The following is a 13,787-nucleotide window of genomic DNA, read 5'->3' on the forward strand; positions in this document are numbered from 1 at the left end:
CGGTCGGTGCAAGGCTATATCCGGAAGACCGGCGGCGCCATCGTTTACGCCGCCTTTACCACTCACGGTGCATATCGTTCGCCGATGTTTGCGTTTGGGGACAGGTGATGGACAGCATGCGCGGACTGCTTTCGGGCAGCCACGACCAGGATGATGGCGCGATCGACGCGCCCCCGGCGGTCGGTGTCGATGAACGGCGCATGCAGGTCCGGGCCTATAATTATTGGGCGTCGCTGCTCGCCGACCGCTCCTATCCGTCGGTCGAGGATCTCGATCTCGAAAACGCCGACTTCGGGCCCCATTCGGTGCTGCTCGATTTCACTGCAGGGATCGAGAATCCCGGCCTCTCCTGGATCGGCGACCGGCTGCGCGCCGAATCCGAGATCGACGACGAGGTCCACTATATCAACCAGATTCCCGGCCGCTCGCTGCTGTCGCGGCTGACCGACCATTATCTGCAGATCATCGCCAACCGCGCGCCGATCGGTTTCGAGGCCGAGTTCGTCAACGATCGCGGCGTGACGATCATGTATCGCGGCATTCTGCTGCCCTTTTCGTCCGACGACGACACGATCGATTTCATCATGGGCGTCATCAACTGGAAGGAAGCCCTTCCCGCCGACGAAGCAGGCGAGCTGCAGCTTTCGGTCGAACAGGCGCTGCGCAGCGCCGCGCCGCTTACCGCCCCGGTGCCGGTGTGGGCCGACGGCCCCGACTCGGAGCATATCGACGAGGAGGTCCGGGCCGACGTCGCTCCGGGCTTTGCCGCGTTTGACGACGCCGCTGATGCGACACAGAATGCGGGGGACGATTCCCTTGCGGAGAAGGCTGCGCCGGCCGATCCGGGCGCCGATGCCGAACTCGCCGACTGGCTCGCGCTGGCGCGCGAAACCGCCGACCGTGCGCTCGCCGCCGACAGCCGCAGCCGCAGCGCGCTCTATCAGGCGGTCGGCAAGGCGTGGGACTTTGCGCTCGCCGCCGAGGCGCAGCCCGACGCCTTCGCCGAACTGCTCGCCGACGCCGGGCTGAAGGCGCAGGACCGCGCGCCGATGACGCCGGTCGTCAAGCTGGTCTTCGGCTCGGGGTACGACAAGACGCGCCTCGCTGAATATGCCTGTGTTTTGGGGCATGCGAAGGAAGAGGGCGTCGCGCGGGGCGAGCTTTCCGCCTATCTTGATCGCTATCCGGGCGGGCTCAAGGGCCTCGTCAAGGACGCGCGTACCCGCCGCAAGCCCGAAGGCGCGGCGGCGGATGCCGGAGGCGATGGCCTCGATGCATTGCGCCGCGCGCAGCCGGCGCTGATCCTCGAACATGAGGCGGGCGATGCCGAGTTCGTCGTGCTGATCGCGCGCGCGATGCCCGGCGGCCATATCGGCATCGTCGCGAAGGCGGCGGATGACGCGGCGCTCGTCGCGCGGCTCGCCAAAAAAGCGGTTCCGATCACCGGCGCTTGAGAGTCTGCGTAACAGACAAACCGAAAATTGAAATTATTTTGCGCGGAGCCTTCGCGGGGGTTGAGCCGCGCGCTGAGCAGGCGCATAGGAGCGGTTAGCGAAAGGGTCCTTGCCATCCCCCGGCAGCGGCCCGCCTCTTTTCGTCGGGATGCTGCAACCCTATGCCTTCTAATCAGACCGAAGCCGCCGACGCCGAAACCTCTTCGGCGCCGCAAGCCCCTGTTAAATTCGCCAAGGCCCTGTCGGCCGCGTTACAAGGCAGCGCGCTGCCGGGCGAGGGCGACGACCTCGATGCCAGGGCGCTCGCCGCCGCGGGCGATTTCGCCGCCCGCGCCGCGCTCGATCGCGCCGCAGGCAAGCCTTCGCTGCTCCTCGAACCGATCGCCGCCGACGGCACCGATCGCCGGATGCGGCTCGCGGTCGTCAACGACGACATGCCCTTCCTTGTCGATTCGACCTCGCAGATCGTCGGCGCGCAGGGGCTGGTCATTCACCGCATCCTCCACCCCGTCGTCTCGGTCGAGCGCGATGCGAAGGGCCGGCTGACCGGCATCGATGCCGGCAAGTCCGACGGCGCGCGCGAGTCGGTCATCTATATGGAACTTGAGCGCGGCGACGCGCGGGCGCGGCGGCGTCTGCTCGACGCACTCGAGGCGGCGCTGGCCGACGTGCGCGCCGCGGTCGCCGACTGGAAGGCGATGCGCGCCGCGATGCTCGCCGATGCGGCGATGCGCGCCGATGGCGAAGCCGCCGAACTGCTGCGCTGGTTCGAGGGCGGCGCGATGACCCAGCTCGGCCACGAATGGCGTACCCGCGAGGGTGCGGTGCACGAGGCGCTCGGCATTTCGGCGAGCGGTGCGGGCCAGCTGTTGTCGCCTGCGGCGCTCGCGGCGGCGTTCGACTATTTCGACAAGAATGGCGCCTCGCCGCTGCTGATCAAGTCGAACCGTCTCTCGGCGGTCCACCGCCGCGTGCTGCTCGACCTCGTCGTCGTTCCCGAGATGAAGGGCAAGACGGTCGATCGGCTGTCGATCCACGCCGGCCTGTGGACCAGCGCCGCGCTCTCGACCCCGCCCGCGAAGGTGCCGATGCTGCGCGCGCAGCTCGAGGCGCTGATGGCGAAGTTCGGCTTCGATCCGACGGGCCACGCCGGCAAGGCGCTCGCGCACGCGCTGACCGCGCTGCCGCACGACCTGCTGATCGCCTTCGACAGCGCGTCGCTCGAGGATCTGGTGCTGACCTCGATGTCGATCACCGACCGGCCGCGCCCGAAGATCGTGATGGTGCGCAGCGCGCTCGGCCGCCACCTGTTCGCCTTCGTCTGGCTGCCGCGCGACGAGGTTTCGACCGGGCGCCGTCAGGCGGTCGAAACGATGCTTGTGCGCGCGGCGAAGGCAGGCGTGATCAACTGGACGATGGCGCTCGAGGACGGCGGCTCGGCGCTGCTCCGCTTCACGCTCGACCTGCGCGACGGCGGCCTCGTTCCCGACGCGGCCGCGCTCGACACGCAGCTCGAACAGATGGTCCGCGGCTGGCAGCCCGAGGTCGAGGCCGCGCTGGCGAAGCGCGGCGACGCCGGCCGCGCGGCGGCGCTGGCTTCGCGTTTCGCGCCGCTCTTCCCCGCCAATTACCGCAATCTCTACAACCCCGAAGAGGCCGCGCGCGATATATTGCGGCTGCGCGACCTCGACGCCGACCGTCCGCGCAGCGTGCGGCTCGCGAAGAAGAGCCTCGACGGCGACGACCGGCTGCGGCTCAAGGTCTACAGCGCCGCCGGCCCGCTCGCACTGTCCGACGTCGTCCCGGCGCTCGAACATTTCGGTTTCGAGGTGCTCGAGGAAATTCCGACCGAGCTCAACGTCCGCATCGCGGCCGAGGGCGAGGCGGTCGAGCAGCCGACCTTCATCCACGATTTCTCGCTCCGCCTGCCCGCCAATGTCGACGAGACCGCGCTGTTGCCGCACGTCGAGACGATCGAGAATGCGATCGCCGCGGTGCTGGACGGCAAGGCCGAGAACGACGCCTTCAACCAGCTCGTGCTGGTCACGCAGACCGATCCGCAGGCGATCGTGTGGCTGCGCGCCTGGTTCCGCTACATGCGCCAGGGCGGCTCGGCCTATGGCATGGACACGGTGGTCGCCGCGCTGCGCAACGCGCCCGCGCTGACCGCGGCGCTGATCGCGCGCTTCCGCGCGCTCCACGATCCGAAGGCGAAGGACGCGGCGCGCGCCGAGGCGCTCGAAGCCGAGATTCTCGCGGGCTTCGCGGGCATCGCGTCGATCGACGAGGACCGCATCCTGCGCCTGTTCAACGCGGTGATCGGCGCGACGCTGCGCACCAATGCCTTCGCGCCCGCCGCCGCCGAGGCGCTGGCGTTCAAGATCGATTCGAGCGAGGTTCCGGGCCTGCCCAAGCCGCTGCCATGGCGCGAAATCTGGGTCTACAGCCCGCGCGTCGAGGGCGTGCATCTCCGCGCCGGCCCGGTCGCGCGCGGCGGGCTGCGCTGGTCCGATCGCCGCGACGACTTCCGCACCGAAATCCTCGGGCTGATGAAGGCGCAGCGCGTGAAGAACGCCGTGATCGTGCCGACCGGCGCGAAGGGCGGCTTCTATCCGAAGGCGCTGCCCAGCCCCGCCGAGGACCGCGACGCCTGGTTCGCCGAGGGCACCGAATGCTATCGCATCTTCATCCGCACTTTGCTGTCGGTCACCGACAACCTCGTCGGTGGCAAGGTCGTGCATCCGAAGAATGTCGTGATCCGCGACGGCGACGATCCCTATTTCGTCGTCGCCGCCGACAAGGGCACCGCGACCTTCTCCGACGTTGCCAACGCGCTCGCGATGGAGCGCGATTTCTGGCTCGGCGATGCTTTCGCGAGCGGCGGGTCGAAGGGCTATGACCACAAGGCGATGGGCATCACCGCCCGCGGCGCGTGGGTGTCGGTCCAGCGCCACTTTGCCGAAATGGGCATCGACGTGCAGACCGACCCGGTTCAGGTCGTCGGCTGCGGCGACATGTCGGGCGACGTGTTCGGCAACGGCATGCTGCTGTCGAAGTCGCTCCGCCTCGTCGCGGCGTTCGACCATCGCCATATCTTCCTCGACCCCGATCCCGATCCGGCCAAGAGCTGGAAGGAGCGCGACCGGCTGTTCAAGCTGCCGCGGTCGAGCTGGGACGATTATGACAAGAAGCTGATCTCGAAGGGCGGCGGCGTCTTCCCGCGCAGCCAGAAGAGCATCCTGCTCAGCGCCGAGGTACAGGCGGTGCTCGGCCTGTCGCAAGCGGAAATCGAACCGACCGCGCTGATCTCCGCGATCCTCAAGGCGCCGGTCGATCTTCTGTGGTTCGGCGGCATCGGCACCTATGTGAAGGCGGCGAGCCAGAATAATGCCGAGGTCGGCGATCCCGCGAACGACGCGCTGCGCGTCGATGCCGAGGATCTGCGCGTCCGCGCGGTGGGCGAGGGCGCGAACCTCGGCGTCACCCAGGCGGCGCGCATCGCCTTCTCGATGAAGGGCGGGCGGATCAACGCCGACTTCGTCGACAACAGCGCCGGGGTCGACTGCTCGGATAATGAGGTCAACATCAAGATCGCGCTCAACCGCGAGATGGCCGAAGGGCGGCTGTCGCAGGACGACCGCGACGCGCTGCTTGTCCGCATGACCGACGATGTCGCCGCGCTGGTGCTTGAGGACAACCGGCTTCAGGCGCTTGCGCTGTCGATCGCCGAAAAGGGCGGCTCGGCGGCGGTGCCGTCGCTGGTGCGAATCATGGAGACGTTCGAGGCATCGGGCCGGCTCGACCGCAAGGTCGAGGGGCTTGCCGCGAACGACGAACTGCTCCGCCGCGCGCAGGAAGGGCGCGGGCTGACGCGGCCCGAACTCGCCGTTCTGCTCGCGACCGCCAAGCTCGCGTTGCAGGACGCGATCGAAAATAGCGACCTGCCGAACGACCCCGCGCTCGCGAGCGACCTTGCCGCGGCCTTCCCGGCCGAGATGCAGCGCGATTTCGCCGGCGCGATCGCCGGGCATCAGCTGCGCCGCGAGATTATCGCGACCAAGCTCGCGAACCGCATCGTCAACCGCATGGGCGTCGTCCATCCCTTCGAGCTGGTCGAAGAGGAAGGCTGCTCGCTTGCCGAGGTTGCCGCGGCGTTCGTCGCGGTCGAGCGGCTGCTCGACATGAAGGATCTCTGGTCAGCGCTCGACACCGCGAAGATCGACGAGACGATCCGCCTGTCGCTCTTCAGTCAGGCAGCGTCGGCGGCGACGTCGCAAATGGCCGATTTGCTCCGCGTCAGCCCGGCGCTGTCGCAACCGGGGCCGATCGTCGCGCGGCTGGAGCCGGGGGTCGACCGTCTGACGGCAACCGTCGACCAGTTGCTCAGCACCTCGGTGCGCCATCAGTGGGACATGCTCGCGCAGCAATTGCTCGATGCCGGCGCGCCCGAGGCGCTGGCTGCGTCGGTGGTGCGGCTGTTCAAGACCGATGGCGCGATCGGCATCGTCGACCTTGCGGCGCGGCGCGGCGACGACGAGCTGGCGGTGACGCATGCGTTCACCCACCTCGGCGAGGCGCTCGGGCTCGACTGGGCGCAGACGCTCGCGGCGCATATGAGCCCCGCGGACCCGTGGGAGCGCCTGCTCGTCAACAGCCTCGCGCGCGATTTCCAGCAGATGCGGCTGATGTTCCTCGCCGGCTTGCCGAAGGGCGACCTCGACGCCGCAGTGACGAAGTGGCTCGCGGACAATGCGCCGCGTGTCGCGCAATTCCGGGCCACGATCGACCGCGCGCGGACGATCCCGAACCCGAACGGCGCGATGCTGTCGCATATCGCGGGTCAGGCGCGCGGATTGCTGGGGCGGTAATGCCGTTCCAGCCCCGCGTCGCGATCCTCGTTCCGGCGCCCGGTTATTACGAGCGATGGCAGCCCGCGTTCGCGCGCAAGGCGGCGGCGCTGACGGCGGCCGGGCTGATCGTCGAACAGCGGGCGTGGACCGATCCCGGCGAGCTTGCGGGCTATGACCTGATCCTGCCGCTCTTCGCGTGGGGCTACCAGCGCGAGGTTGCGGCGTGGTACGCGCTGCTCGACCGGATGGAGGGCGAAGGCCTGCCCGTCGTCAACCCGGTGCCGGTGCTGCGCTGGAACAGCGACAAGGCCTATCTGGCGGAGCTTGGCGAAAGGGGCGTCGCGGTCGTCCCGACGGTCGAGGTGGCCGCGCTCGATGACGCCGCGCTGGCCGCCGCGCGGGACAAGCTCGGCGCCGAAGAGGTGGTGATCAAACCCGCGATCTCGGGCGGCGCTGACGGCACGCACCGCATCGGCCCCGGTGTACCGATCCCCGCCGACGCGCTCGGCGAACGCCGGCTCGTCCAGCCGCTGATGCCCGGCATTCTGACCGAAGGCGAATATTCGCTCTTCTTTTTCGCGGGCAAGTTCAGCCACGCGATCGTCAAGCGTCCGGCGTCGGGCGATTTTCGCGTCCAGGAGCAGTTCGGCGGGCGCGAAGAGCCATGGACGCCGGGCGAAGAGGCGCTGGCGCTCGCTGCCGCGGCGCTGGCGGCGGCGCCATCCGCAACGGTCTATGCGCGCGTCGATATGGTTGGCGATGCGGCGGGCAGGCTGCGCATCATCGAACTCGAACTGATCGAACCCTCGCTGTTTCTCCATCACGCGCCCGACAAGGGCGCGGCGTTCGGGCAGGCGGTCTACGCCGCGATCTGATCGTCGTCGCGATTGCGCCACAGCCACTGCCGGATCGCCGAGGTGAGGTTCGGTGGATCATCGACATCCATCCGCTCGACGTCGATCCGCGCGACGAGCGCGTTGACGGGCAGCGCCCGCCGCGCCGCTTCCTCCTCCAGCGCCTCCCAGAACATCGGTTCGAGGCTGATCGAGGTCGGATGGCCGGCGATCGTGACCGAGCGTTTTACGGGAGGGTGAAAGGGGGCGTCGGCCATCGGTCCGTTTTGGCGGTCTCTCGCCGCCGAGTCGAGATGCCACTGGTGTCGTTGCGGTGGGCCGGGGGGCGCAAGCAGCGCCGATCAGGCCGGACGTTGAGGCTTTCCTACATTATCGCGGCGTGCAATCCTGATCTTCGCTCTTTCCCTTTGTCGAAATTACGCGCGTGGAACGCATCGCACCATCGCCGCTAAAGCGACAAAGGAGACAGTTTGGCCGCGCGCATCCGTATCTTTTGTCGCCTTAAGCCTGCCCTGAGCGTGTCGAAGGGGCCACAAATGACACGAATTGAAGGTGCGCATGCGGGGCTTTTGCGGCTTTGGAGCGCCGTGCCTTAAATCTGCACCATCCTCTCGTCCGTTCGTGCTGAGCTTGTCGAAGCACCGTCCTTCTTCTAGCGGCGCTGAAAGAAAGAACGGCCCCCTTCGACTGCCTGCGAAGACAGGCGCTCAGGGTTGAACGCGGCACGTGACTCGTTCGACGTTTCGACAAGCTCAGGGCAAACGGTGCAGATTGAAGGCACGGGGCTCTGAGTCTCCGATCCTTTGGTCGGCGACGGCTACTACCCTCAATACATATGCTGTCCGCCGTTGATCGACATCGTCGATCCGGTGACGAAGCCCGCATCCTCGCTGCACAGGAAAGCAACGCCGCGCGCGATTTCCTGCGCCTGGCCGAGGCGCCCCACGGGAATCTTCGCCACGATCTTCTCGAGCACCGGCGCCGGGACCGCCGCGACCATGTCGGTGTCGATATAGCCCGGCGCGATCGCGTTGACGGTGACGCCCTTCTTCGCGCCTTCCTGCGCGAGGGCCTTGGTGAAGCCGTGGATGCCCGACTTGGCGGCGGCATAGTTGACCTGGCCGTACTGCCCGGCCTGGCCGTTGATGGAGCCGATGTTGACGATGCGGCCCCAGCCGCGCTCGACCATGCCGCCGAATGTCGCCTTCGCCATGTTGAAGCAGCCGCCGAGGTTGATCCGCATCACGTCGTGCCAGTCGTCGTAGCTCATCCGCGCAAGCGTGCCGTCGCGGGTGATGCCGGCGTTGTTGACGACGATGTCGATCGGCCCGACCTCGGCCGCGACGCGTGCGCAGCCGTCGAGACACGCCTGATGGTCGCCGACGTCCCATTTATAGGCCGGGATGCCGGTGCGCCCGGTGAATTCGCGGGCCTTTTCGTCGTTCCCGGCGTAGTTGGCGACGACCGTCACCCCCGCGTCCTTGAGCGCGAGGCTGATTGCCTCGCCGATCCCGCGACTGCCACCCGTGACGACTGCGATTCGTGCCATGTCCGATGTTCTCCCAAAAGCGGTCCTGCAACCTGCTTAAGACGCGGTTCCGCGCCTCGCAAGTTGACCGGAACGTCAATTGGCGGCGAGCGTGCGGACCTTGGAAAAGTCACCTGCGGCGAGGTCGGCCTTGCGGATCGCGAAGACGAGGGGGCCGCCACCGCGCGGCGCCAGCCCGATGAGGCCGCTCGGCGCCAGTTCGAGCAGCACGGTATCGCGTTCCTCGTCGAAGCCGGGCGCATATTGGGCCGGGATATGGCCCGCCGACGCCAGGCCATCCGCGGCCATCGCCTGCCATAGCGGCTCGAAAAAGGCGCGTGCCGGCGCCGACAGGCGGGCGGGATCGACGGTCCAGGCATGCCGCGCATGATCGAACAGCAGATGGTGCCACGCCTCGACCCACAGGTCGCCGTCGGCGCGTCGGCGCGTCAGCGGCAGCGCGAGCGTCTCCACCTCGTCGATGCCGCTTTCGGGGTCGGGCCGCGCGCTGACCTTGGTCCAGCGGATCGCGTGCAGCGCCGCCATCACCGCGGTCGCATCGCTCGGCGAGAAGCCGCTGTCGGCGGTAGCGCTTTCGCGGATGATCGCGACGATCTCGGCGGTGCGCTGCGCGGCGTTGCGATTGGCTTCGGCGGCATCGGCGATCGCCTCTGCCAGCTCGTCGTTCGCGTCGTCGGGCGCTGCGCCATCGGTCGGGAGCGTCAGAATGCGGTCTTCGAGGAGCTGCGCCATCGCGAGCATGGTCGCCCAGTCGAACGGGTGGAAGGCCGGATCGCCGATGTCGTAATCGGCGGCCAGAATGGCTTCGGCCTCGTTTGCCGCGCCGGGGTCGGGCGTGCCCGCCGCTACATCGACCGGCCATTCGGGAAGTGCCGGGACCGCAAGCGCGAGCAGCGCCGCCGAATCGAGGCCGAGCGGGCGGAAATAGGCTGGCCCGACAGCGCGCGGCGCGTCGCGCGGCGGGCCGTCGGCGGCAAGGTGCAGCGCGGTTGCCTGACCGCTGTCGGGATTGGTGAAAAAGGCGAGCCAGCCGGTCCGGGGGCCGAGCCCGTCCCACAGCATCGGCGGCAGGCCGGCGCAGGCGATCTGCGCGACGAAATCGCCCTCGCGCCCGTCGATCCGCGGCCATTCGACCTCGGCGGGCAGGCGCGGGCGGCCGCCGATCCAGCTTGTGCGAAGGATCGCGTCGCGCGGCGGAATCTGCGGCACGAACCGGATGCCGTTTTCATTCTGGCCTGGCGTTTCGGCAAGATGGGCCTGCCGTTCGGCTTGCACCGCAAGCGCGTGGAGCATTTCCGTGTCGAACGCCGGTTGGGCGGGCGCTGCCGGCTCGGATGCTGCTGTCCCTGTATCTGGAAAGATTGGGGATTCCGAAACGATCGGCGCCGCTGTTTCCGCGACCGCTTCGGGCTCGAAAGACGGTGGTGGGGCGGGTTCGGGATCATAGGCCTCGAAGGGTTCGGGCGGGGCTTCGACCGCCGCGCGGCTGACCCGGGCCAGCCGCGAGGGCGCTATTTCGACGGGCTCGATCGCGGCTTCGCGGCGCGGCAATCGGGGCAGGCGGCTCTCGCCGGCGCTGTGCGGGGTTTTCAGCGCCCGGGGTGCGGCGGGTTCGGGGCGCGGACGGCGCATCCACCAGACCGCAAAACCCAAGAGCAGAAACGCTGCCGTAAAGCCGGCCAGCATCAACGCCGCCTGATCGAGATCGCTCATGACCCACCCTTGCTGATGCGGAACGCCGGCCAGGCCCGGCGCCGCGAGGCGGCCAATCTATTATAAGGAGTTAAAGAGTTGGTAAGCGTGGGCCCGGATCATCGGAGCCACCCCGCAAGTTCGCGCCGGACGAGCGTTTCGAGCATCATCATGCCCGGCGCACTGGCGTTGAGGCAGGGCAGATAGGCGAATTGCTTGCCGCCTGCGGCCGCGAATTGCTCCTTGCCGCGGATCGCCAGCTCCTCGAGCGTTTCGAGGCAGTCGGCGGAAAAGCCCGGCGCGAAGATCGCGACGCTGCGGCCGTCGCGGCCCAGCCGGGCGAGCGTCGCGTCGGTTGCGGGTTCGAGCCATTTGGCGCGGCCGAAGCGCGACTGAAAGGCGACCTCGACCGGCCGGCCGAGGGTATCGGCCAGCAAGCGCGCGGTGTCCCGGCACTGGTCGTGATAGGGATCGCCCAGCGTCCGCGTCCGCTCGGGCATGCCGTGGAAGCTCGCGACGAGTGTGTCGGGGATGAAATCGAGCGCGGCGAGGCCGGCCTCGATCGAGGCTTTGAGGGCGCCGATATAGGCCGGATCGTCGGGATAGGGCGGCAGAAAGCGCAGCGCCGGTTGCGCACGCCGTCGCGCCAGATGGGCATGGACCGCATCGACCGCCGTCGCGGTCGTCGCCCCGCAATATTGCGGGTAGAGCGGCGCGATCAGGATGCGGCGGCACCCCGCATCGGTCAGGGCATCGATCGCCGCGCCGATCGCGGGTTCGCCATAGCGCATCGCATAGGCGATGCGGACATGGGGGCCGAGTGCGTCCTGCAAGGCCGTCGTCTGGCGGCGGGTGATCGCGGCGAGCGGCGAGCCTTCGTCGGTCCACACTTGCGCATAGGCCTCGGCCGACTTGCGGGGACGAAACGGCAGGATCGCGCCGCGCAGGATCGGCTGCCACAGCAGCGCCGGAATCTCGACGACGCGGGGGTCGGAGAGAAATTCGGCAAGATATTTGCGCACGGCTCCTGGCGTCGGCGCGTCGGGCGTGCCGAGGTTGACGAGCAGGACGCCGATGCGGGTGCGGTTCACACGGGCTCCGCCGAAAGGGGCAGGCGGCGGACGCGGCGGCCGGTCGCGGCGGCCATCGCATTGGCGATCGCGGGCGCGACGACGGGCACCCCGATCTCGCCGAGCCCGCCGGGATCGCGGTCGCTGTCGATGAACTCGACCAGAATCTGGGGGCTTTGCGCGAGGCGGGGCAGGCCGAGCTGGCCGAGCTTGCGCGCGGTCGCGACGCCGCCCTCATAATCGGTTGTCGTCCCGACCGCGGCAGCGAGGCCGAAGATCAGCCCGCCCTCGACCTGCTGGCGCGCGATCGCCGGATTGACGAGGCGCCCCGCATCGACGACCGCGACGAGCTGTTCGACCTGCAGCCCTTTTTCGCTCGGCTTTGCCGTCGCGAGCAGCGCGATATGGCTGCCGCGCATCGTATGGCAGGCAAGGCCCTGCGCAGTGCCCGAAAGCCCGCCCTCCCAGCCGCCGAGGCTGGTCGCGGTGAGCAGGCAGCGCGCGAGCAGCGGCGACTGTCCCAGCATCGCCATGCGATAGGAGAGCGCGTCCGATCCCGCACGCGCCGCCATCTCGTCGATGAAGCATTCGGTGAAGAAGGCGGTGTAGCTGTCGGCGTTGCCGCGCCAGCGCGCGGTCGGCAGGCCGATGTCGGCGGGGCAGTGATCGACCGCGAAATGCGGGATGGCATAGGGGCTCGCAAGCCCCTCGACCGCAAGGGCGTCGGACGCGCCTGCCGCGGCGCGCTGTGCGACGTCAGCGGGCATATTGTCGAACAGGCGGTCCCGCACCTCATGGTTCGTCGGCGGCACCGCGATCCGCGCGACGAGCGCGTCGATCCCGCCGGCGGCGTTGAGCGTCGCGATCATCTTCGCGCGTGCCGGCGCCCGCGGAATGTCGCGCATGATCTCCTCGGCGCGCGACCAGGCGAGCTGGACCGGGCGTTTGATCTGCCGTGCGATGATCGCTGCCTGCACCGCGACGCTGTGATCGAGGCAGGCGTCGAACGAGCCACCCGCCATCATCGGAAACAGCGTGACGTTCGAAGGCGACAGGCCGGTCGCCGCCGCGATCGCGTCGCGGCATTGCGTCGGCGCCTGCGTCGCGACCCACACGCGCAGCCGTGCGCCGTCGGGCGCGGCGGTCGCGGTGCGCGTCTCGATCGGGGCATGGAGCGCGGGGGCGACCGCATAATGCGCCGAAATCTTCGTCCGGCCCTCCATCGCCGCGGTGACGTCGCCGGTCTTGCGGATGCGATGGCCGTCTTCCTTGAGCGCGGCCTGCAGCGCCTTGTCGATCCGGCGCGAGGAGATCGGCGTCCCCGCGGTCTCGAACACCGGCGCGAAGCGGTCGAGCGCATTGTTCGCCGCCCACCAGTTGCGCGCGACGGTGGCGAGCCAGCGCTCATGCTCGACGATGTGGAGCAGGCCGGGCGATTTCAGCCCCGCCTTGCGGTCGATGCTCTTCAGCCGCGTCGCGCCGAGCGGACCCTGGCGGATCGCGGCGAAGACCATGTCGGGCAGGCGGATGTCGCCGGCATAATTGGCCGATCCGTCGACCTTTGCCGGCAGGTCGAGCCGGATGAGCTCCTTGCCGTAAAGCGGGTCGGCGCTTGCGGCGCGATAGACGGGCTCCGCAGGCGGGTCGAGCAGCGCGGCGGCTGCCGCGACCTCGCCGAAGCGCAGCTTCTGTTTGCCGAAGGTGACGAATCCGCCTTCGGTATCGCATTCCTCCCAGTTCGCGTCCCAGCGCCGCGCCGCCGCCATCATGAGGAGTGCGCGCGCCTGCGCCGCGGCGTCGCGGCACGGCCCCTCGAACATCCGCACCGACGAACTGTTCGCGGTCAGCATCACCGCGTGGCGCACCGCCCATTCGCGCCGCGCCCAGCTCCGCACGTCGGCCACGAAATCGGGGACAAGGCGGCGTGGGGTGAAGGCGGCGCTGTCCTCATCGACGACGAGCGTGTTGGTATAGAGCGGGTTGATCGGCGCGGTCTCGACCGCGATCGTCCGCCAGTCGGCGCCAAGCTCGTCGGCCATGATCTGCGGCAGCAGCGTGGTGACGCCCTGGCCCATCTCGCACTGCGGGACGATCATGGCGATCTGGCCGTCCTCGCCGATCTTGAGAAAGGCGTTGAAGACATGCTCGTCGCGCGCGGCGGTGAGGTTGGGTTCGTAATCGCGCGGCCAGAAGGTCCAGGCGAGGGCGAGGCCGCCCGCCGCGGTCGCGCCGACGAGCAATTGGCGGCGGCTGACATGCGGCATCCGCGCGCCGCTTTGCCCCACCTTGTCCCTGATGCCGGTCATCGCCAATGCTGA

8 protein-coding genes are annotated in these 13,787 nt (G+C 68.7%); 3 read left to right on the plus strand and 5 right to left on the minus strand.

Annotated features, from left to right (window positions below; genetic code table 11):
* Positions 1–107 precede the first annotated feature (107 nt).
* The 3 genes from ACE3SL_RS00230 to ACE3SL_RS00240 all read left to right on the plus strand — a co-directional run bounded on the left by ACE3SL_RS00230 (position 108) and on the right by ACE3SL_RS00240 (position 7,179).
* On the plus strand, positions 108–1,454 hold the full coding sequence (locus ACE3SL_RS00230; protein ID WP_374523751.1) for a hypothetical protein: 1,347 nt from the start codon (positions 108–110) through the stop codon (positions 1,452–1,454).
* Between the two features lie 161 nt (positions 1,455–1,615).
* Complete coding sequence (locus ACE3SL_RS00235; RefSeq protein ID WP_374523752.1) at positions 1,616–6,322, plus strand: NAD-glutamate dehydrogenase; 4,707 nt, start codon at positions 1,616–1,618, stop codon at positions 6,320–6,322.
* Positions 6,322–7,179: a RimK family alpha-L-glutamate ligase gene (locus ACE3SL_RS00240; protein ID WP_374523753.1), complete on the plus strand. Its 858-nt coding sequence runs from the start codon at positions 6,322–6,324 to the stop codon at positions 7,177–7,179. Before ACE3SL_RS00235 ends, ACE3SL_RS00240 begins: the two co-directional genes overlap by 1 nt.
* Here ACE3SL_RS00240 and ACE3SL_RS00245 read toward each other — a convergent pair.
* The 5 genes from ACE3SL_RS00245 to ACE3SL_RS00265 form a co-directional block, all read right to left on the minus strand.
* On the minus strand, positions 7,164–7,415 hold the full coding sequence (locus ACE3SL_RS00245; protein ID WP_374523754.1) for a ribbon-helix-helix domain-containing protein: 252 nt from the start codon (positions 7,413–7,415) through the stop codon (positions 7,164–7,166). The two genes, ACE3SL_RS00240 and ACE3SL_RS00245, sit on opposite strands and share 16 nt — an antisense overlap.
* Before the next feature lie 569 nt (positions 7,416–7,984).
* Entirely contained in the window at positions 7,985–8,707 is a 723-nt protein-coding gene (phbB, locus tag ACE3SL_RS00250; protein WP_374523755.1) for an acetoacetyl-CoA reductase, read from the minus strand.
* A 75-nt stretch (positions 8,708–8,782) separates the two neighbouring features.
* A complete protein-coding gene (locus ACE3SL_RS00255) occupies positions 8,783–10,420 on the minus strand; it encodes a DUF1963 domain-containing protein (RefSeq protein WP_374523756.1) in 1,638 nt (545 codons plus the stop codon).
* A gap of 98 nt (positions 10,421–10,518) precedes the next feature.
* Positions 10,519–11,490, minus strand: a complete 972-nt coding sequence (gene hemH, locus ACE3SL_RS00260) for a ferrochelatase (protein WP_374523757.1) — start codon at positions 11,488–11,490, stop codon at positions 10,519–10,521.
* Entirely contained in the window at positions 11,487–13,775 is a 2,289-nt protein-coding gene (locus ACE3SL_RS00265; protein ID WP_374523758.1) for a molybdopterin cofactor-binding domain-containing protein, read from the minus strand. Before ACE3SL_RS00265 ends, hemH begins: the two co-directional genes overlap by 4 nt.
* Between the last annotated feature and the right edge of the window lie 12 nt (positions 13,776–13,787).

The sequence above is a fragment of the Sphingopyxis sp. genome (assembly GCF_041916015.1).
Classification (GTDB): Bacteria; Pseudomonadota; Alphaproteobacteria; order Sphingomonadales; family Sphingomonadaceae; genus Sphingopyxis.